The 20,400-nt window shown below is 71.8% G+C and carries 20 protein-coding genes and 1 pseudogene; 6 read left to right on the top strand and 15 right to left on the bottom strand.

The features are described 5' to 3' along the window. Positions 1-190: 190 nt before the first annotated feature. Positions 191-604, top strand: coding sequence for an MmcQ/YjbR family DNA-binding protein (locus DEI81_RS15450; RefSeq protein ID WP_111011621.1), 414 nt, complete (start codon positions 191-193; stop codon positions 602-604). A gap of 151 nt (positions 605-755) precedes the next feature. On the opposite strand, the gene DEI81_RS15445 is transcribed toward DEI81_RS15450, so the two are convergent. The 9 genes and pseudogenes from DEI81_RS15445 to DEI81_RS15405 all read right to left on the bottom strand — a co-directional run bounded on the left by DEI81_RS15445 (position 756) and on the right by DEI81_RS15405 (position 9,289). Beyond that, entirely contained in the window at positions 756-1,397 is a 642-nt protein-coding gene (locus DEI81_RS15445) for an MOSC domain-containing protein (RefSeq protein ID WP_111011619.1), read from the bottom strand. 186 nt (positions 1,398-1,583) lie between these two features. Further along, positions 1,584-2,780: pseudogene (locus DEI81_RS15440) on the bottom strand (low temperature requirement protein A). Between the two features lie 181 nt (positions 2,781-2,961). Further along, positions 2,962-3,603: a MarR family winged helix-turn-helix transcriptional regulator gene (locus DEI81_RS15435; RefSeq protein ID WP_220035701.1), complete on the bottom strand. Its 642-nt coding sequence runs from the start codon at positions 3,601-3,603 to the stop codon at positions 2,962-2,964. Further along, positions 3,600-5,345 carry an MFS transporter gene (locus DEI81_RS15430; protein WP_258368793.1) on the bottom strand — a complete coding sequence of 582 codons (1,746 nt, stop codon included), beginning with the start codon at positions 5,343-5,345 and terminating at the stop codon, positions 3,600-3,602. Before DEI81_RS15430 ends, DEI81_RS15435 begins: the two co-directional genes overlap by 4 nt. A 97-nt stretch (positions 5,346-5,442) precedes the next feature. Further along, positions 5,443-6,084 carry a GntR family transcriptional regulator gene (locus DEI81_RS15425; RefSeq protein WP_111011617.1) on the bottom strand — a complete coding sequence of 214 codons (642 nt, stop codon included), beginning with the start codon at positions 6,082-6,084 and terminating at the stop codon, positions 5,443-5,445. Between the two features lie 68 nt (positions 6,085-6,152). Then, positions 6,153-6,596, bottom strand: a complete 444-nt coding sequence (locus DEI81_RS15420) for a DUF1810 domain-containing protein (RefSeq protein ID WP_111011616.1) — start codon at positions 6,594-6,596, stop codon at positions 6,153-6,155. After that, complete coding sequence (locus tag DEI81_RS15415) at positions 6,593-7,348, bottom strand: DUF2071 domain-containing protein (RefSeq protein WP_111011615.1); 756 nt, start codon at positions 7,346-7,348, stop codon at positions 6,593-6,595. Before DEI81_RS15415 ends, DEI81_RS15420 begins: the two co-directional genes overlap by 4 nt. Next, positions 7,345-7,740 (bottom strand): hypothetical protein, encoded by a 396-nt coding sequence (locus DEI81_RS15410; RefSeq protein WP_111011614.1) that lies wholly within the window; start codon positions 7,738-7,740, stop codon positions 7,345-7,347. Before DEI81_RS15410 ends, DEI81_RS15415 begins: the two co-directional genes overlap by 4 nt. Before the next feature lie 148 nt (positions 7,741-7,888). Then, positions 7,889-9,289, bottom strand: a complete 1,401-nt coding sequence (locus DEI81_RS15405) for a phosphopantothenate--cysteine ligase family flavoprotein (RefSeq protein ID WP_258368792.1) — start codon at positions 9,287-9,289, stop codon at positions 7,889-7,891. Between the two features lie 242 nt (positions 9,290-9,531). On the opposite strand from DEI81_RS15405, the gene DEI81_RS15400 reads away from it, so the two are divergent. The 3 genes from DEI81_RS15400 (at position 9,532) to DEI81_RS15390 (ending at position 12,434) form a co-directional block, all read left to right on the top strand. Further along, entirely contained in the window at positions 9,532-10,299 is a 768-nt protein-coding gene (locus tag DEI81_RS15400) for an NRDE family protein (RefSeq protein WP_111011612.1), read from the top strand. Positions 10,300-10,370: 71 nt separating this feature from the next. Next, positions 10,371-11,528 (top strand): LLM class flavin-dependent oxidoreductase, encoded by a 1,158-nt coding sequence (locus DEI81_RS15395; protein WP_258368791.1) that lies wholly within the window; start codon positions 10,371-10,373, stop codon positions 11,526-11,528. A 255-nt stretch (positions 11,529-11,783) separates the two neighbouring features. Beyond that, positions 11,784-12,434: a hypothetical protein gene (locus DEI81_RS15390; RefSeq protein WP_111011610.1), complete on the top strand. Its 651-nt coding sequence runs from the start codon at positions 11,784-11,786 to the stop codon at positions 12,432-12,434. Positions 12,435-13,295: 861 nt separating this feature from the next. Here the strand turns inward: DEI81_RS15390 and DEI81_RS15385 are convergent. Further along, the gene (locus tag DEI81_RS15385) at positions 13,296-13,628 is read right to left on the bottom strand and encodes a hypothetical protein (RefSeq protein WP_146244130.1); all 333 of its coding nucleotides are present in this window, start codon (positions 13,626-13,628) and stop codon (positions 13,296-13,298) included. A gap of 97 nt (positions 13,629-13,725) precedes the next feature. Continuing rightward, the gene (locus DEI81_RS15380) at positions 13,726-14,970 is read right to left on the bottom strand and encodes a mannosyltransferase family protein (RefSeq protein ID WP_111011608.1); all 1,245 of its coding nucleotides are present in this window, start codon (positions 14,968-14,970) and stop codon (positions 13,726-13,728) included. A 116-nt stretch (positions 14,971-15,086) separates the two neighbouring features. On the opposite strand from DEI81_RS15380, the gene DEI81_RS15375 reads away from it, so the two are divergent. Beyond that, on the top strand, positions 15,087-16,517 hold the full coding sequence (locus DEI81_RS15375) for an MFS transporter (protein WP_111011607.1): 1,431 nt from the start codon (positions 15,087-15,089) through the stop codon (positions 16,515-16,517). Between the two features lie 111 nt (positions 16,518-16,628). Here the strand turns inward: DEI81_RS15375 and DEI81_RS15370 are convergent, their stop codons facing one another. After that, entirely contained in the window at positions 16,629-16,811 is a 183-nt protein-coding gene (locus DEI81_RS15370; protein ID WP_111011606.1) for a hypothetical protein, read from the bottom strand. Between the two features lie 205 nt (positions 16,812-17,016). On the opposite strand from DEI81_RS15370, the gene DEI81_RS15365 reads away from it, so the two are divergent. After that, positions 17,017-17,757, top strand: coding sequence for an endonuclease/exonuclease/phosphatase family protein (locus tag DEI81_RS15365; RefSeq protein ID WP_258368790.1), 741 nt, complete (start codon positions 17,017-17,019; stop codon positions 17,755-17,757). Between the two features lie 216 nt (positions 17,758-17,973). Here the strand turns inward: DEI81_RS15365 and DEI81_RS15360 are convergent, their stop codons facing one another. From DEI81_RS15360 to DEI81_RS15350, 3 genes are all read right to left on the bottom strand, one after another. Next, positions 17,974-18,645 (bottom strand): methionine ABC transporter permease, encoded by a 672-nt coding sequence (locus DEI81_RS15360; RefSeq protein WP_111011605.1) that lies wholly within the window; start codon positions 18,643-18,645, stop codon positions 17,974-17,976. Further along, on the bottom strand, positions 18,642-19,730 hold the full coding sequence (locus DEI81_RS15355) for a methionine ABC transporter ATP-binding protein (RefSeq protein WP_111011604.1): 1,089 nt from the start codon (positions 19,728-19,730) through the stop codon (positions 18,642-18,644). The genes DEI81_RS15360 and DEI81_RS15355 overlap by 4 nt, the downstream gene beginning before the upstream one ends. Before the next feature lie 99 nt (positions 19,731-19,829). After that, positions 19,830-20,400: MetQ/NlpA family ABC transporter substrate-binding protein (locus DEI81_RS15350; protein WP_258368789.1), on the bottom strand; the 571-nt coding region annotated here is incomplete at its 5' end.

Here is a 20,400-nt window from a genome sequence, read left to right as displayed (position 1 = left end):
GGGTGGTGGCGGCCGTTGTGTGGGCACGCGGGGACGGTGTGACGGGCGGGCACAGTGTCCGGGGGCGTCGGCCGGTCCGGCGGGAGACGGCGCGAGCAGGCGGGGCGTGCGACTCCAGAGCGCGGGTGAGCGATGGAGGAACGTCGCGAAGGGCCGGGCCAGCGTCGGTGGTGTGCGGCAGGGTCGGGGCATGGACGGGCCCGGACTGCACGCGACGGCATTGCGCGTCGCCGCGGGGCTGCCGGCCGTGACGCAGGGGCAGCCGTTCGGCGAGGGAGCTGAGGTATTCAAGGTCGTCGGCAAGGTGTTCGCCATCGTCAGCGAGCTCCGCGGCACTCCGATCGTCTCCCTGAAATGCCGGCCGCCACACGCAGCGGCGCTCGTTCGGGATCATCCGGAGATCACGCCCGGGTACCACTTGAACAAGCAGCACTGGATCACGGTCGCGCCGGGTGCGGGGGTCGACGAGGTCCTGGTGGAGGATCTGGTCGGCAACTCGTACGACCTCGTGGTCGCCGGGTTGCCTCGGCATCGGCGGCCGCTGGATCCCTGGCGCCGCGGGGACGTCGGCGACTCGCGGCCAGCTCCCGACAGCGCGGGATGAACCGAGTCACGTCGGGCGTCGGGTCCCGAGCGGGCGGGCGGGTCCTCGGTGCGTTCGTGACCGTGCCGTCATGACCGCACGTTCGTGATCGTGCCTTCGTGACCGTGCCGTCGTGACCGTGCCGTCGTGACCGTGCCGTCGTGACCGCACGTCAGAGCGAGGCCGGGACCCCCGAGAGCACCTTCCGGGCGACCGCCTCGATCTTGTACGGGAGCCCGCGGCCGCCCTCGAGGAGCACGACCGCCTGATCCCGCCCGAGGCCGGCGAACACATCCGCGACCGTGATGCCGTGTGCAGGCCGGTCGAAGCGCTCGATCCGATCACCGACTTGGACGGCTCCGGACCGGACCACGCGCAGGTAGGCGCCGGTGCGGTTGGCGTCCGTGAAGGTTCGCACCCACTTGTCCACCTTCATGCGGCGAGCGAACGTCGCGCACGGGACCCGCGGCAGCGTCACCTCGAGCACGAGACCATCGCCGACCCGCCAGCGCTCGCCGACCACGGCGGTGCTGACCTCGATCCCGCTCGTCCGGAGGTTCTCACCGAACAGGCCAGGCTCCACCGGACGCCCGAGCACCGTACTGAAGTAGGCCGCGTCCTCGTCCGCGTAGGCGTAGACGGCCTGGTCTTCGCCGCCGTGGTGCTTGCGGTTCGCCTGGACGTCGCCGTGGAGGCCGAGTGGACGCACCCGCAACGGATCGGTCACCGGCCGCTTGTCGATCGCGGTCACGCCGACCGTCCCGGAGTCCGGGATGAGCTGGTGCACGCGGCAGACGGCCGTGACGAAGGGCATGTCGCCATCGTTCCGCCATCCGGGCTCACGATCAACCTCGCGGCGTTGCCGACACCGCCGGCAGGGCGGGCGTTGTCGACGCTGCGGACGGAGCGAGCGTGGCTGTGGCTGTGGCTGTGGCTGTGGCTGTGGCGGTTGCAGTCTGCAGGGAAGGCGTCTCCGCCGCGCACGCGGCCCGCGCTCCGGTCAGCTGACTCGACCGGACGCCGGAGCGACCGCTCGCGCCCGACCCCGGCTCCGGACCCCGCTCGTGCCGCGGCCCCGATTCCGGTCCGCGACCTCGAGCGTCACGACGATCGCCGCCAACAGGATGGCGGTCAGCACCAGCGAGAGCTGCGGGAGGAACGCGCTGAAGCCGGCTGCCAGGGTGAGGACGACCACGAGGGCGCTGGTGGGCCTCCCGAGCGTCGGCCGGAGCGCGAGCGCCCAGACGGCGAGCACGAACGCGGCGACCGGCACCGAGATGGTCGCGGCGGCGGCAGCTGGAGCGAGGCGCGCAGTGCCTTCGCTGGCGGCGATCGCGACCTCGATCCCGGCTGGCATCGCGGCGGCGGCAGCGAACACGACGTAGTGACCGTAGCCGAAGGCCAGAGCCCTCGGCAGTGAGGTGATCCGGTCGTGCTGGCTGCGCGCGAAGGAGATCCACCACATCGCCGCCACGATGACGAGACCCGCGCCGGCCAGGGCCAGCAGGGGCCCGATGCGCTCCGACGCCGCCAAGGCCCCGATCACCGCATTGGCGCTCGCGACCAGGCCCTCGCCCAGGACGATGAGCGTGAAGAGGCTGTATCGCTCCGCGATGTGCCGGGTGTGTCACGGGGTGGTGTCGGTGCGCTCCGCGACGACGGGGACGGCGAGCTCGGCGACGACGAGCAGGAGGAACGTCAGGGTCGACGCGAGATCGGCCAACACCGTGACGCGGAGGACCCAGAGCACCTGCACCACGGTGATCCCGACGGCGTACTCGAGCGCGGTGCGGCGGTACCGCGTGTGCGCCGACGCTGCCCGGAGCCACTGACTCACCATGGCGAGGCGCATCACCACGTAGCCCATGGTGGCGACGAAGTCGTCACCGTGCTCGATCGCCGGTCCGATGCCGGCCGCCAGGACGAGCACGCCGGCCATCTGCACGAACGTGGTGACGCGGTAGAGCCAGTCGTCCGTGTCGAACGACGTGGCGAACCACGTGAAGTTGACCCAGGCCCACCAGATCGCGAAGAACACGAGGACGTAGCCGGTGACTGCGTCCGCGAGGTGACCACGCACCTCGAGGTGATGCAGGTCCGTCGCCGCGAAGGACACCGCGACGACGAACACGAGGTCGAAGAACAGCTCCAGCGGACTGGCTGCTCGGTGGGCTTCGGTCGGGTCACGGGGCACCATCCGCCGCAGGCCGGCGGCAGGCCACCGTCGCGTCGGGCTGTTCGGGATCGTCACGGTGTCATAGTGGCAGCGCCGGGGGCGGTGCAGGGGTGGCGGAACGTGCCGCCGTGGACACCGCGGCACGGCGACGACCTGTGGAGGGAGCGCCCTAACATCCGCCCGCCAGGAGGCCCGGCTCGCGTCAAGCCCGGGAGGTCGCCGCCCGCACTGCGGCGAGCGCCTCGCCGGAGACGGTGTCACTCAAGGCCCCGCCGCCAGCCCGGCCGCTCGCGGTCCCGCCGCCGGCCCCGCCGCTCGCGGCCCCGTCGCTGGCTGCGTGCGCGGAGGGCGCGGAGTGCGCGGAGTGCACCGACCCAGTTGGCGCGGCGGAACGACCGGAGCGCGCGGGCATGGGCTCGACCTGTGCGACCCGCTCGAGCGCGTCGAGTGCCCCCGCGATGGCACGCAGGTCGCCGTCGTCCAGATCAGCGAGCAGCTGCGACACGATGCCCGCGCGTTCGTGGCGTGCCTCGTGCACGGCTGCGACACCCGCGGGGGTGGCCGTGATGACGGACGCGCGGCCGTCGAGTGGATCCGTGACCCGTTCGATGAGCCCGCGCGCGTCGAGGTCGCTGAGCACCCGCGTCATCGTCGGCTTCGTGACGACCTCGTGTCGGGCGAGATCGCCGGGCCGCAGCGGACCGAGCCGCACGATCGTCGACAGCGCCGACACCAGGCCGTAGCTCAACGCGCCGGTGCCGGGCCGTGCCCTCCGATTGATGCGTCCGACCGCCACGGCCAGGCGCGCGGCGACGTCGCCGCGGTTGATCGGGGTCTCGGTCATGCACGCGCTCCGTCGGTCACCGGGTCCTTGGTCGTGGCGATGGTACCGGTGTCGCCGTCGGCGTGCACGTATCGCTTGCCTCGGATGAGCGAGGCGACGGCGGCCACGACGGACATGATCGCGGCGGCGGCGAAGACCACGACGAGTCCGTGGTGGAACGGCCCGGAGATGAGCTGCGGGAAGAACTCCTTGCCCGTGAGGGTCGCGGCGTCGACGCCCGGACGATGCAGCACCCCGGACGGCCCGAGCAGGTTGCCGATCGGGTTGTACCCGAGGAACGCAGCGAACAGCGAGCCCACGGGCGGGGTCTGGCCGATCTGCTCCGCCACCGTCGAGGGCACGCCGTGGGCGCTGAGGCCCCGCGTGAGCGTCCCCGGCAGCGTGGTCGACAGTCCGGCGATCATGAGCGAGAAGAAGATGCCGATGGACAGCGAGGTCCCGGCGTTCTGCACGGTGCCCGCCATGCCGGACGCCGCACCGCGCTGGTGCTTCGGCACGCTGTTCATGATCGCGCTGCGGTTCGGGGCGCCGAACATGCCCGAGCCCAAACCGCTCAGACCGGTGATGATCGCGAAGAGCCAGTACGGGAAGTCGACCGGGATGAGCAGGAGCGCGACGAAGGTCCCGGCGACCACGACGAGTCCGGTGGTGGCGAAGGCACGTGCGCCGAACCGGTCGGACAGGGTCCCCGAGATCGGCCCCGCGATGAGGAAGCCGATGGTGATCGGCAGCATGTAGATGCCGGCCCAGAGCGGCGTGTCCTCGTAGGAATAGCCGTGCAGCGGCAGCCAGATGCCCTGCAGCCAGATGATGAGCATGAACTGCAGGCCGCCGCGACCGACCGAGGCGAGCAGACCAGCGAGGTTCGCCATCGCGAACGCCCGGATGCGGAACAGCCCGAGGTCGAACATCGGCTGGGCGGATCGGAGCTCGATGACGACGAACGCGATGAGCATGAGCACACCGAGACCGATCGCTCCGTCGACCCAGGGGTTGGTCCACCCGGTCGCGCTGTTCCCGTAGGGCTGGATCCCGTACGTGATGCCCGCGAGGACCGCGGTGAGTCCGGCGGCGAACGTGAGGTTGCCCGGGATGTCCAGTCGCCCGGGGCTCTTCGTCCCCACCTCGTGCAGCGACTTGTAGGACCAGATGGTGCCGATGATGCCGATCGGGACGCTCACGAAGAAGACCGCCCGCCAGTCGACCACGGCGAGCAGACCGCCGACGATGAGGCCGATGAACGACCCTGCGATCGCCGCCACCTGATTGATGCCGAGCGCCATGCCGCGCCGGTGCGCCGGGAACGCGTCGGTGATGATCGCCGTCGAGTTGGCGAACAGCATCGCACCGCCCACACCCTGCACGAGTCGCCAGATGATGAGCCACATGGCTCCGGATCCGCCGGTCCAGGGGTCGAGCGCCAATGCCACGGACCCGAGCGAGAACACGACGAACCCGAGGTTGTAGATGCGGACCCGGCCCAGCATGTCGCCGAGTCGCCCGAATCCGACCACGAGGACGGCGGTCACGAGCATGTAGCCCATGAGCATCCAGAGCAGGTAGCTCACGTTCCCCGCGCCGAGCGGGTTCAACCGGATGCCCTTGAAGATCGCGGGCAGCGAGATGATCACGATCGACGAGTTGATGGTCGCCATGAGCATGCCGAGCGTGGTGTTGCTCAGCGCGATCCACTTGTAGTGGGGGTGGTCCTTGGTGAACAGGGCCGGGCGGGCTGTGGTCAACGTGCTGCCTCCGACACGATTGGTTAGCTGATGTGAACCAATCATACGGCCGGGAGGACCGGGTCGGCCCCCGAGGCGACGTCACCTCGAGCAACCGTCACGCAGGGAGCAGATGCACCGCCTCGGTCGCGAGTTCGGCCGCGATCGCGTCTTCTGCGGCCGTCGCCGCCCGGAGAGCGCGCAACTGCTCCGTCATCCCCGCCCAGTCCACGAGCCGATCGAGGTCCCGTAAGCGGAGGCGGAAGGCCAGTCCGTCCATCGTGTCGCGACACACCCGCACCAGCGAGGCGTTGCCGCAGGCGTCAACGAACATCCCGAACAGGGCCAGCGCGTCACGGTTCGCCCCGAGGACGTCGTGGTTCGCCATCTCGACGATCGTCGTGTCGAGGGCGGCGAGCACCCGAGCACGTTCCTCGCCGGACAGACGTGGCACCGCGAGACGCACCACACCACCGAGGAGCACCCCCAAGGTCTGGAGGGCCTCGATCACCTGGGTGGGATCCGGCCGCGTCACGCGGGTGTAGCGGTTCGGCGCCATCTCGACGAGACCGGCGCGAGCGAGCTGACTCAGGGCCTCCCGGATGGGGGTGCGGGACACACCGAGCCAGGCGATCAGGTCCTCGTCGTTCAGGCGCTCGCCCGGCTCGAGAGTGCCGTCCATGATGGCCTCGTGGATGCGGTCGCGGACGGTGTCGCGGAGGAGCCGGTGATGCGCGGGCGGCGTCACGGGAACGGGCATGGCGGATCTCCCTCGTCGGGTTCGAGTACCGCGATGCTACCTGATATGTGACGTGGCGGATGCTGATGTCACCCGCCGAGCAGGTCCAGCGTCACCCGGTCCTCCTCGCCGCCGTACCAACGGTCCAGCACAGCGCGGAACGGTGCCGCGTCCTCCGCCACGTGCGCGAACAGCGTCATCGAGGACCGGAGCTTCACCGCGTCGATCTCACCGAGCAGCGCGATCGCGTCGCGGGCGGGCGCTTCTGCGACGACGGTCGCCGCGGTGCGCAGGCGTGGACCGAGGACGGCATGCGTGAGGTAGGCCCGTGCCTCCCGCTGCGAACCGATGGCGAACCGCACGGCGGTCGCGCTCTTGCCGAGGCCAGCGATCTGCGGGAACACGAACCACATCCAGTGCGAGCGCTTGCGGCCGGCGCGGAGTTCGGCGAGCGCCTGCTCGAAGACGCCGGCCTGCGCGCGCGTGAAGCGCTCGAGGTCGAAGGGGTCGGCATCCTCGTCGGTGGTGCTCATCGGACGAGGCCTCCCCATGCGTACTCGACGTCGACGCCGTCCCCGACGAGCAGACGGTCGGGCACGCGGTCGAGCAGACGGGGGAACCCGACGACGTCGGGCAGGTCGCCGCGGAGTTCCTCTGCCCGGGCGGCACGCAGCTGCCAGGGAGCGTGCGAGCGCCGCCACCACGACGTGACGCCGAGGTGGCGGGCGTGGACACCCGGGCGGTGCGTGAGAGCGACCGACAGCGCGTCCGGCGTGACCCCTCCGGCAGCACGGACCCGGACCGACGCTGACGCGCCGCCGTGCCGTCGGCGGGTGCGGTGGGCGAGGACGTCCCCGTCGCGCCGTGATCCCGCTCGCGCTGCCGTGTAGGGCACGCCGATCCCGATGCGCGCTGCGAGCACGGCCGGCACGTGTTGCGTGTCCACGGTCAGGTAGGTCGTTCCGTGTCGACCGGCGTCGTCGACGGTGGGCACCTCGACGGTGATCTCCGTCAGGCGACCGAGCGGCCCGGGCGGCGGCAGCGGCGGCACCGTGGTCCGGCGGAACTCGTACGCCGTCAGTGACACCCATGCGCTTCCGTCGATCCGGTCCGGCTCGGTCCGTGGTGGCACGAGGCTGGCCACCGTGTCCGCGTCCACCCGCCAGGACGCGAACACCACGTCCGCCCAGCGGTGCGCGGTGACGGCTCGGTGCGGGAGCGGCGCGGCCGTCTGCGCCACGAGGATGTCGGCGAGGGCGTCGAGCTCCTGGGGTCCGTTCGTCATGGCCTGCTGTCCATCCCGACGCGGAGGCCCCACCGCACGAGGGGCACCTGCAGCGGGAGCCGCAGCAGGGCCGCCACGCGCATCCGTCGCTGCGAGCGCGGGTCGTCGAGCAGGTCACGCGCCATCTTGAGGTTCGCGGGGAAGACCGCGACGAAGAGCGCGGCAGCCGCGAATCCGCCGATCCGCCGGGTGCGTGGCACCGCCAGCGCCGCCGCCACCGCCACCTCGGCGACGCCCGAACCGATCGTCGTCGCACGAGTCGGCAAGGCCTCCGGCACGATCCCGTCGTACACACGGGGACGGAGGAAGTGGGTCACGCCAGCCCCGGCGAGCAGGATCGCGAGTCCGCGAGCCGTCGTGGCCGCGCGGCGCGCGCGTCGTGTTCGTCGCATCAGGCCATCCTGGACCGGTCGGCTGTGCTGCATCGGAATCCGAATCGGCCCGTGCGAGCGGGGCGGCCCGAGCGAGCGGGGCGGCCCGAGCGACCGGGGCGGCCGGAGCCGCCGCGGCGCCCGGAAGGCACGGATTCCGCTGCGCAGGTCACGTCAGCGCTGTCGCCACGAGGTCGAGCACCACATGGGCGATCTCCGCCTTCGATCCTGACGCCTCGCGCACCACGTCGCCTCCGGCAGCCAGGACCTCGACGGCGTTGTGGCCACGCTCGAACCCGTGGTCCCAGCCGACCCGGTTCACCACGAGCAGATCGGCGGGCTTGCGGGCCAGCTTGTCGCGGGCCAGGTCCAGGCGAGCGGCGCGGTCGGGCTCGGTCTCGGCCGCGAACCCGACGACGAGCTGGCCCGCACGGCGCGCCGCCACGAGGTCGGCGAGGACGTCGGGGTTCCGGACGAGTTCGAGCGTCAGGTGGTCGCCCGCGTCCTCTTTCTTGAGCTTCGATGGTCGGACCTCGGCCGGACGGAAGTCTGCGACGGCCGCCGTCATCACGACGACGTCAGCGGCCACCGCGGCGGCGTGGACGGCATCGGCGAGTTCGAGGCCGGTGCCCACCCGGATGACCTCGACCGGGAGTGCATCGGGCGCGTCGTCCATGGCCGCGAGCACCGCGTCCTCGATGTTCGCCGCCACGAGGGTCACGACGGCTCCCCGGCGCGCTGCCTCGGCCGCGATCGCGACTCCCTGCCGCCCGCTCGAGCGGTTGCCGATGTACCGCACGGGGTCAACCGGCTCACGGGTGCCGCCCGCACTCACCACGACGTGGTTGCCCGACAGGTCCCCGCGTCGGGCGTCGGGGTGCACCGCGGTCTCGGGCGCGGTGGGCGACTCGTCGACATGGGGGACGGGAGCGGTCGGTGTCCACCCGTGGCGGGCCTCCCGGCTGTCGGGCGCGGTGGTGACCGTCGTCGCAGCGGACGACTCGTCGCGTCCACCCGTTCCGCTCGCGGGCAGGACGGCGAGCGCTGCCGCGACGATGGCGTCGGGCTCGCTCATGCGCCCGATCCCCGAGTCCTCGCCGGTGAGCGGCCCGTCCTCCGGACCGACGACGTGGACGCCCCGCTCCCGCAGGGTGGCGACCGACGCGCGGGTTGCGGGGTGGTCCCACATCTGCGGGTGCATCGCTGGCGCCACGACGACCGGTGCTGTCGTCGCGAGCAGGGTCGTTCCGAGCAGGTCTCCGGCCAGTCCCGCCGCGGTCCGTGCCAGGAAGTCGGCCGTGGCCGGTGCGACGACGACGAGGTCCGCGCGGCGCCCGAGCGCGACGTGGCGGACCTCCGCGACCTCCTCGAACACGCTCGTCGACACGGGGTTACGGCTGATGGCCTCGAGTGTGGGCAGTCCGACGAAGCGCAGTGCTCCTTCGGTCGGGACCACGTGGACGTCGTGTCCGAGCCGTACGAACGCCCGCACGACTCCGACGGCCTTGTACGCCGCGATGCCGCCGGTGATGCCCACGACGATCGTCCGGCGCTGCTCGGACTGTGACACGGTCGACCTCCGTTCTGGCGGGGCGGATCCCCGCCCGGCCGACGGTACCAGCGGGCAGGGAGCGGCAGGCCGTCCTCCACAACGCATCGCTCTCTCCACAGTGCGCGCTGTGTCACGCGTCCGCTGAGCCTGGGCAGGGGCGTTCGGGCGCCATCGCGTCCACATGCTGTTCGACGTCGAGGCGAGTCCACAGGTGGCCAGGCGAGCCCTGGACGTCGTGGGGCGGGTGCGATGATCGACGCATGTGCACCGTCGTCGTCCGGGTCGAACCCGACACCGCGTGGCCGGTCACCCTGCTCGCACTGCGAGACGAGGACCCGTCCCGTCCCTGGGACCCCCCACGCGCCTGGTGGCAGGACCGCGGCGACGACGTGGTCGGTGTCCGGGATCGGACGGCAGGGGGCGCGTGGCTCGCAGCGTCCGCTCCTCGCCGAGCCCTCGCGGTCGTCCTCAACCGCGCCGAGCCCGCGCCCGCGACGGACGGCGGTTGGGCGACGCGGGGGTGGCTTCCGCTCGACGCCGTCACGGGGGCCACCCGGGCGAGCGAGCGGCCGACCGAGCGCTCCTACAACCTGGTCCACGCAACGCCGCAGGGGGTGCGCGTGACGTCGTGGGATGGTGTGCGCGTCCTCACGCGAGGACTCGGACCGGGCGTCCACGTCGTGACGGAAGGCGCTCCGGACGACGTCGCGCTCCCACGGATCGCTCGGTGGCTCGATCCCTTCCGCCACGCATCGGCTCCGGTCGGACCGCCACCGTCGATCGAGCCACTCCTCGCGGCGGAGGCGCCGACGACGGGGCTCGGGGCCGATTGGGAGGACTGGTTCGCCGTGCTCCGTTCGGGTGCCGACGTCGCGCCGGACCGACCGGACGCGATCCTCCGTGACGATCTCCGTGCCGACGGCCGATTCGCGACCCTGTCGGTCGTCGCCGCGGCCGTCGGACCGTCCGGCGTGGTCCTCGAGCACGCGCGGTTGGCGACGCCCGGGAGGCTCGGCACGCGTTCCTGATGCTCCCGCGCCTTCCCGTCGCATCGCGGAATTCTGGCGTACTGAACCGGTTGTAGGATCATGCAAACGCATTGATCCGTCTGGAGGACTTCATGGGTGGCAGCGCATTCGGCAACATCAGCGGTGGTGGCGCGGGACCCGGGCGTCCGGTCGACGTCCCGCCCGCGGCGCCGGACCGGGTCGGAGCGGTCCAGCTCGGGCTCGACACGTTCGGTGACGTGACCGAGACGACCGCGGGTGTCCGTCTGACCCAGGCCCAGAGCATCCGCAACGTGGTTGAGCAGGCGGTCCTCGCCGACCAGGTGGGCATCGACTTCATCGGGGTCGGTGAACACCACCGCGTCGACTTCGCCGTCAGCGCACCCGAGGTCGTCCTGGCGGCCATCGCCGCGCGCACCCAACGGATCCACATGGGTTCCGCGGTCACGGTGCTGAGCTCAGACGACCCGGTGCGGGTCTACGAGCGGTTCGCGACCGTCGACGCGCTGTCCAACGGGCGCGCCGAGGTCGTGCTCGGCCGCGGGTCCTTCACCGAGTCGTTCCCGCTCTTCGGATTCGACCTCGCAGACTACGAGACCCTCTTCGAGGAGAAGCTCGAGCTCTTCGCCGAGGTCCTCAAAGAGGGACCGGTCAGCTGGTCCGGCACGAAGCGCGCCCCGCTCCACGAGCAAGAGGTCTGGCCGAAGACCGAACACGGCCGCATCCCGACGTGGATCGGAGTCGGGGGTTCGCCGCAGTCCGTGATCCGGGCGGCGAGCTACGGGTTCCCGCTGTTCCTCGCGATCATCGGCGGTCAGCCCGCTCAGTTCGCACCGTTCTCGCGTCTCTACCGACAGGCGCTCGACCAGTTCGAGCTCCCGCAGCAGCCGATCGCCATGCACTCGCCAGGGTTCGTCGCAGCGACGGACGACGAGGCGGCCGAGCTGTTCTACCCGTACCACAAGGACGTCACGGATCGGCTCGGACGCGAGCGCGGGTGGCCGCCCTTCGACGAGTCGCAGTACCGCGCTGGCCTGTCGGCGGGCGGTTCCCTCTACGTGGGATCGCCCGAGACGGTCGCGAAGAAGATCGCGCGAAACATGCGCATCCTCGGGGTCTCGCGCTTCGATCTCCGTTACAGCACCGGTCGACTCCCGCACGAACACATGATGCGGTCGATCGAGCTGTACGGCACGAAGGTCAAGCCGCTCGTCGAGGAGATGCTCGCTGAGGAGGTCCCCGCGGTCTGACCGAGGCGCCACGGGCCTCCCTGAAATGGTGATCCGTGACCAAACCCGGAGGCGGAGGGCACCGAACACAAACAAGGGGCGAGCCGCGTCGAGCTGTGTCATGCAGACGGCCGTCCGCTCGTGCCCGCGTGCACCGGATCCGATGACCCGAACTCGGGTCCGGTGCGCCTCCTCCCGTACGGCGGATGTGACAATGCGGCGGCGGTGACCCTCGTGCGTCCGTCCGGCCGCGCCCCGCCCCGGTAGCATCCAGCGATGGCCCACACGTCCAGCCGACGAGACCGCTCAGCGCGCGAGGAGCGGTTCCGCGGACGGATCCTCGGCGTCGGGACCACGTCCGGGCACCGCATCGTCGTCGGGATGTGGCAGGACTCCCCGTTCCGGCACTTCACCGACGTGTTCGTCGAGTTGCCCGACGGCAGCAGCCTGCTCCTGGCGCCGGACGAACTCGTCGAGCGGTACGTGTCGAGCACCTACCGGTTCGACGCGACCCGGGTCGTCGATGTGCACCTCGTTCGAACCACACGTGGCCTGGAGCTCGACGCCGGACCGCTCCACCTCGAGGTCACCGTCGGCGCGATCACACTCCTCGGCCGGTTGCTCCGGCTCGTTCCGCGGAGGATCGCCACCGATCCCCGATGGCTCGCGATCGTCGATCCGGTCGCGCGCCTGCTGGTGCGCGGGGCGGGGACCGCGGGTTCTGCCGGGGGAGGTCGGCGGGAGTACTACGGCGTGACCGGCGCTCATGCGGTGACCGCGGTGACGGGCACGTGGGACGGCGCTGACCTCGGCACCCTGACACCGCTCGACCCGCCGGTCCGGTTCGGCTTCGCCTCCATGCCCGCCACGCCCCAGGTCGTCGACGTCGAGACCGTGATCCGCGGGCCGGGCGTGGGGACCGACTGACTCGCCGCACGCCCGGGAGGTCCCGGGGAACTCCGCCGGTGACACCCCCGACCGAGCAGACCGGCTTCAGGAGGATCGGTGCCGGTCGGGTGTCGGGCCTCTCGGCTGGCGCCGTTTTCCTGAGTTGTCGGCGCTGCCGAGGAGGCGGGGCGACGGGCTCAGGCTCGGCCCTCCGGGCCGTTCCGTAGGCGTCACGTGGGTTGGTCTCGACGCGCCGCCTCGGTTGATCTGCCGCCTGTGGTCGACGATTCAGGAGGATCGGTGCCGGTCGGGTGCCGGGCCTCCCGGCTGGCGCCGTTTTCCTGAGTTGTTGGTTGATCTCCCGCCTGTGGTCGACGGTTCAGGAGGATCGGTGCCGGGCGGGTGTCGGGCCTCCCGGCTGGCGCCATTTTCCTGAGTTGTTGGTTGATCTGCGGCCTGTGGTCGACGGTTCAGGAGGATCGGTGCTGGGCGGGTGCCGAGCCTCCCGGCTGGCGCCGTTTTCCTGAGTTGTCGGCGCTGCCGAGGAGGCGGGGCGACGGGGTCAGGCCTCGGCGCTCCGAACGTTCCGTGGTCGTCACGTGGGTTGGTCTCGACGCGCCGCCTCGGCTGATCTGCCGCCTGTGGTCGACGATTCAGGAGGATCGGTGCTCGGCGGGTGCCGGGCCTCCCGGCTGGCGCGGTTTTCCTGAGTTGTCGGCGCTGCCGGGGGAGGGGGCCCAGATCAGCACAGACGACAGCCGCGCCTCCGGGAACCGCGGTCCCCGGCGCCGCACCCCGCGGAACCGCACCCCGCGGAACCGCACCCCGCGAGCCGCGAGCCGCACCCCGCGGAGCCGCGAGCCGCGAGCCGCGCCGGCGGGGGTCCGGGCAGCCACCCCGTCAACCGACCGCGCGCGCCTGCCCGACGAGCACGACCAACACCACCACGAGGCCGACGAGGACCATCGCGCCCTCGAGAGCCGCGAGCGTCGCGAGCCGGTGCCGCACGTGCCGGACGGCGAACCGCACGACGAGCATGGCGACGAACAGCGCGAGCACGAGCACGAGGCCGGTCCATCCCACGGCGGGCACGAGCAGCCCCATGAGCCACATCACGAGCCCGACGACGATCGCGGTGATGGCGCCGACCACGACCCAGATCGTGCCGTCCGAGGTCGTCAGGGCTGGCTGGTTCCGGACCAGGGTCGGGTCGTCATCGTGCGGACCGGTCATGGCCGGGACCGTACTCCCGGCGCCGTCGACCGGACCCAGATCCCCGAGTCGGTGGACCACCGCCAGCGGGCCGGTCCGCGTCCGCCTCTGCCTCTGCCTACGGCGGCCCCATCAGCCACAGCACCGCGATGAGCACCGGCTGCCCGACGAGCGCCCCGCTGACCATGATCCATCGCGCCCACGGCCGCGCGACGAGTTCGGGCGACCCCGTCAGCGGCGCGAGCGGCATGAGGAGCCGCGGGGTCGAGGCCATGGGGATCGACACGGCGAACACGTACAGCGCGTACGCGGCCGCGAACACGACGGTGACGAGCCCGAGCTCGCGCGTGGACCGCCGGGACAACCACACGCCGTACGCGACGGCCATGGCGATGACGAGCAGCACCCCGCCGACACCGACCCAGCGGGCCGCGGTGAGGAACCAGGGCGAGAGCGGCACGAAGTGCACCCGACCGATGAAGTTGACCCACCACGACATCTCGGTGTCGAGGTACGCGTTCGGCCGGCCGGTGGCATGCGACGCGATGACCGGCCACGCGACACCTGCGGCGGCGGTGACGAGTCCGGTCCCGATGACGGTGAGTCGCTCGCGCACGGGGAACGACCCGCGGTCCCGGACGTACCGGACGAGGGCGACCACCCCGAGTGTGAGGGGGATCGCCAGCTCGCCGGGACGGGTGAACGCCGCCACCATCGAGAGCAGGGTGAGTGGCAGGTACCGCCGCCGCTGCATGGCGAGGAGGGCACCGAACACGAGCGCCAGGAACATGCTCTCGGCGTACCCGACCTCGAGCAGGAACGAGAGCGGCCCGAGGCAGAAGAAGAACACGGCCCACAACGCGGCGGTGCCGCCGGCGCGCTCGCGGACGAGCGCGTGCAGCAGGTATGCGGCGACGAGGCCGGCGATGGTGGCGATGAGCGGCGCGCCGATCCGGAACGGGAGGCCCGTGGAGGCCGTCAGCATCCGGATCGTGAACGGGAACGCCGGCAGGAACGCCCAGTTGTTCTGCATGACGTGTCCGAGGGCGTCCGTCGGGAGCACGGACGGGTACCCGTGCAGGGAGATGTCCTCGTAGTACTGGCCGTCCCAGCTCGTCAGGAACGTCAGGAACCCGTGGTCGTTGCCCCGGATGGCGTTCGCTGGCTGCGCCCGCACGATGAGCGGGTACACCAGGGCGAGCCACGTGGTCGACAGCATCCGCGACGCCGCGAACAGGACGAGGACCACCGCCCATGCGGGTGTGCTGACGGCGAGGTCGGCGAGGCGGTTCCGGGAGGGACGGGCGACGACCGAGACGGCGGCGGGCCGAGCGGGGCGCTCGAGTTCGTCGGGGCCCCTCATGCAGCCACCTCACCGCGGGCGGGTGGCACCCTCCGAGCAGACCTCACGCCGCCACGATAGACGGCGTTCCTGGGGGGACCGCCGGGGCACGCGCGTCGGACTACGCTCGAACGGAGATGAGCGAGGCGACGACGCAGGCGCAGACCGGACGACGGCGACGGAGCGCGACGGCCCTGGCCGTCCTCGTCGCGGGCACGTACTTCATGGAGCTGCTCGACGGCACGATCGTCAGCACGGCGGCGCCGGCGATCGGGCGGGACCTCGGCGTCGACTCGGCGGCGGTCGGCATCGCGATCACGGCGTACCTCGTGACCCTGGCGGTCCTCATCCCCGTGAGCGGATGGGTGACGGACCGGGTGGGGTCGCGCACGGTGTTCCTCGGCGCGATCGTCGTCTTCACCGCCGCGTCGGGGTTGTGCGCCGCGGCGGACTCGCTCGCGACCCTGACGGCATGGCGGGTCGTCCAGGGTCTCGGTGGCGCGCTCATGGTGCCGGTCGGGAGGCTCGTGGTGCTCCGGAGCGCGGGCCGCGACCGCCTCGTGACCGCCATCGCGATCCTCACGTGGCCGGCGTTGGCCGCACCGATCGTCGCGCCGTTCCTCGGCGGGGTGCTCGTGGACGCGCTGTCCTGGCACTGGATCTTCCTCGTGAACCTGCCGATCGGCGCGGTCGCACTCGTCGCCGCGGCCGTCCTCGTGCCGCAGGAGCGTGGCGCCGAGCGCGTGCCCTTCGACTGGGTGGGCGCGGTGCTCGCGTGTCTCGGGCTGGGCGGCCTCGTGGTGATGGCGTCGCTGCTGTCCCTCACCCACGTGCCGGTGGTCGCGGCGACGGTCGCGGGCGTCGTCGGGGCGGTCTGCTGCTGGCTCGCGGTGCGACACCTCCGCCGGGCGGACCACCCGATCCTCGGGCTCGACGCACTGCGGCTCGAGACCTTCCGGGTGTCGCATGCCGGGGGCTCGCTGTTCCGGCTCGGTGTGTCGGCGGTGCCGTTCGTCCTGCCGCTGTTGTTCCAGGACGCCTGGGGCTGGTCCGCGGTCGCGGCGGGGTCCGCGGTGCTGTTCGTGTTCGTCGGCAACCTCGGGATCAAGCCGACGACGACGCCGCTCCTCCGCGCGTTCGGGTACCGGCCCGTCGTCATCGGCTCGACGGCGACGGCCGCGGTGTCCGTCGTGCTCATGACGTTCCTGACGCCGACGACGCCGTTCTGGGTGCTCGCGGTCCTGCTCGTGGTGAGCGGTGCCGCACGTTCTGTGGGGTTCACGGCGTACAACACGATCGCGTTCGCGGACGTCGAGCCCACGGCGATGACGCCGGCGAACACGCTCTCGTCGACGCTGCAGCAGGTGGCCGCCGGGTTCGGCGTGGCCGTGGCCGCGGTGGTGCTCCGCGCTGCGGCACCGCTCGGCGGCCCGGGGTCCTCCGTGCCCTACGACGCGGCGTTCGTCGTCATCACGGTGCTGCTCGCGGCAGCGTGCCTCGAGGGCGTGCTCATGAGCCGCGACGCCGGGTCAGCGGTGCGTCCGGCTCGCCGCGCGGCCGCCCGTTGAGCGGAGGCACGACGAGCGGCGCGCCGCCGAGTGGTGCGCGCCGCGGGAGGATCCGCACCACCGGGCGATGCGTGGGGGAGGACCCGCCACGCGAGCGGGTCCTCCACGGTCTCACTGCTCGGGGCTGCCCGAGTCGACGTCGTCGCCGAGGTCGGCGTGGTCGTTCGTCCCGTGCAGGCCGTCGGGCATGTCCTCGGCGGACTGCTGGCGTTCGTCGGGCGCGTCGGTGTCCGGCTGCTCGGGCGCCTCGGGCGTGGTGGACTCTTCGGCAGGGTCAGGCTGGCTGTAGCTCATGACTCGAACGGTAGGGCCGGGCCGCTCGGCCGTCCGTCATTCACGGCCGGGGTCCAGGTGCCCCGTACCCTCGGGCGCCTCGCGGCGATACAGTCACAGCGAGCGCTTGCGTACCGGGGGTACGGTCCGGAGGCGGCGCCGGGGCCCTGCCCTGGCGCGCGACCACCAGGTCGGACGAACGACGAACGGCAGGATGCGAGGCGACATGCAGGGCGGAGAGCAGCGAGCCATCCGAGTGGTGAGCTACAACCTGCGCGAGCACACCGCGAACGGGGAGCTGGCCGCACTGGCGGAGGCGTCCCAGGCCGACGTGCTGTGCGTGCAGGAGTGCGACAGCAACGACCTGGCGCCCGAGGTCGGGGGGCTCACCCTCGCGGCGTCGACGAGCGCGAATCGGCTCGGGCTCGCGATCTACAAGCGCGACGACCGGTTCGACGTGCGCGACTTCACGATCCACTCGCTGCAGAAGTCCCTGCACGACCGCGTCCTCGCGCCCGCGCACGAGCGGCTCATCGCGATGCACCTCGAGGACCACGAGGCGGACGCGGAGGTCATCGTGGCGTCCTTCCACGCCTCGCCCCTGACGGCGACGAACAGCCTGCGGCGCAAGCAGATCGAGGCCGCGCACCAGTTCGTCCGTGACCTGTCGAGCGAGGCACCGGCGATCATGGTGGGGGACTTCAACTACCCCTGGTTCCAGACGAACCTCCGCAAGAAGATCGAGGAGCACGGCTTCGCCCTCTCGTTGAGCGACCAGCCGACCTACCTGCGGTACCGCCGGTTCACGGGGCACTTCGACTTCGCGACGAGCGTCGGTCTGCACATCGCGGGCGTCGAGACGCTCCCCGCGGGCATCTCGGACCACCGTCCGATCCTCGTCACCGCCCACTACGAGGCCCCCGCGATCAGCGGCGCTCCGTCGTCGGTCGCCGAGCCGGCGGCCTGACCCGCGCCACCCGCCGGGCCGGGAGGCGCGGTGCGGGCCGGTCCCGCACCTCCCGTCCGTCGACGCCGGGCCGGGAGGCGCGGTGCGAGCCGGTCCCGGCCCTCCCGTCCGTCGCGCCGGACGGGAGGCGTGGTGCGGGCGGGTTCCGCGCCTCCAGTCTGTCGACGCCGGGCCGGGAGGCGTGGTGCGGGCCGGTCCCGGCCCTCCCGTCCGTCCTCAGCGCCGGAGCGTCGCCCGCGCCAACCGGTTCCCGACGAACTGGCCGAGCTGCACGATGACGACGATCGTCGCGACCGAGATGTACACGATCCACCAGTCGTAGCGCTGCGACCCGTAGGTGATCGCGTACTCGCCGAGGCCGCCACCGCCGACCAGGGCGCCCTGCGCGGTCATGTCGACGATGCCGACGAAGATGAAGGTGTAGCCGAGCACGAGCGGCCCGAGTCCCTCGGGGATGAGCACCGTCAGCACGATCGCCAGCGGGTGCGCGCCGGCCGACCGCGCGGCCTCGACGACGCCCGGGTCGAGGGACACGAGGCTCTGCTCGACGATCCGGGCCACGGCGAACGCCGCCGCGAGGGAGATCGCGAACGTCACCGCGGGCACCCCGATCGTGGTGTCGACGACGCCTCGGGACAACGGTGCGACGGCGGCCAGGAAGATCACGAACGGGATCGGCCGGACGATGTTCACGACGACGTTGAGGACCGTGAAGACGCCGCGGTGTCCGAGCAGGTTGCCCGGTCGAGTGGCGTACAGGGCCAGGCCGAGCGCGAGCCCGATGACGCCCGCGACGACCAACGAGACGAGCGACATGACGAGGGTGTCCCGGATCGAGGACAGGTACACGTCGATCGTCGTCAGGAACCCCTGCAGTCCGGTGGTCATGAGCGGGCCCCCTCCGTTGTCGGGCCGTGGGCGATGTCCGGTGTCGGGGCGGTCGGTCGTTCCTCGTCCGCGGTGACCCCTGCATGCCGGAGTGCCGCGAGTGCGCGGTCGACCGCGGCGTCCGCGCCGGAGAGCTCGTAGGTCAGCGCACCGATGCGGCGCTCGCGGATCTCGCTGACGCCGCCGTACACGAGCTCCGCTCCGACGCCGGCGGCGGCGAACACCGCGTCGATCCGCGCCTGGAGGCCGTGCTCGTCCGTGATCCGCACGGTCACGAGCCGGCCGGGGTGGCGGTCGCGGAGCCGGGTGAGGGTCGCCGCGGAGGGCCGGTCGTGCAGCGCCGATCGGACGAATCGACGTGCGGCCTCGGTGCGCGGCGCCGAGAAGACGTCGTACACGTCGCCGACCTCGACGACGCGGCCGCGCTCCATGACGGCGACGCGATCGGCGATCTGCCGGACTGCGTCCATCTCGTGGGTGATGACCATGATCGTCACCCCGAGCTCGCGGTTCACGCGGCGGAGCAACGACAGGACCTCGGTGGTGGTCTCGGGGTCGAGCGCGCTCGTGGCCTCGTCGGCGAGGAGCAGCGGTGGGTTCGTGGCGAGCGCCCGGGCGATGCCGACCCGCTGCTTCTGCCCGCCCGACAGCTGCTCGGGGTAGGCGTGCGCGCGGTCGAGCAGACCGACGAAGTCGAGGAGCTCCGCCACCCGGCGGTCCCGTTCCTCGCGGGGGACCCCGGCGACGCGCAAGGGGTAGGCGACGTTGCCCGCGACCGTGCGCGAGCGGAACAGGTTGAACTGCTGGAAGATCATGCCGATGCGGCGACGGGCCTGACGCCGGTCGCGTTCCGGCAGGCTCGTGAGCTCCTGACCGGCGACGGTGACCCGTCCCGACGTCGGCAGCTCGAGCGCGTTGACGAGCCGCACGAGCGTGGACTTGCCCGCACCGGAGTAGCCGATGATGCCGAGGACCTCGCCCTCCTCCACGTCGAGGGTGACGTCGTCGACCGCGACCACGGGGTCGTCGTGGTCGCGGCGGACGTAGCGTTTCGAGACGGCCTCGAGGCGGACGAGCGCGGGCATGGGGCCTTCCGGTGGGGACGGGCGGACGCGCACGGCTCGTGACCGTGCGCGCCCGGGGTGGGTCGGGCCTCCCGGCTGGTGGGCCGGAGGGCCGACGGGTCAGCCCTGTGCGGCCTTCGCGTCCTGCTCGACGGACCGCAGCTCGTGCTGCAGTTCGGTCGCCGACGTGGAGCGCACGACCGCGTCCGGGTAGTCCTTCAGGAACACCTTCTGCACGGCGCTGTCGTGGAACAGCTTGGCCAACGCGAGGTACGTCGCGTCGTGGACGTCCGCCTTGCGCGCCGCGAACACGTTCACGTACGGGGCCGCCGAGGTGCTCGACGGGTCGTCCTGGTAGATCGCGTCGTGCTTCGACAGGCCCGCAGCGGTCGCGTAGTTGTTGTTCACGACGGCACCGTCCACCGAGCCGTTCTGGAGCGCGTTCGCCGTCTGCGAGGCGTCGACCGTCGTGACGTCGACCTTGTGCGACGTGATGTCGGCCGTCGTCGAGAACGCGCTCCCGCCGTCCCGGAGCTCCAACAGGTGGGCGGACTGCAGCACGAGCAGCGCCCGGGCCTCGTTGATGGCGTCGTTCGGGATCGCGATCTTCGCGCCGTCACGGAACCCGGACGGCTTGCTGACCGTCGTCGAGTAGAGCGGCAGCGGGTACACGGCGGTCGCGCCGATCGGC

It is taken from the genome of Curtobacterium sp. MCBD17_013 (assembly GCF_003234565.1).
Classification (GTDB): domain Bacteria; phylum Actinomycetota; class Actinomycetes; order Actinomycetales; family Microbacteriaceae; genus Curtobacterium.
The sequence above is the reverse complement of the archived record's forward strand: the minus strand, read 5'-3'. Positions and strand labels throughout refer to the sequence as shown.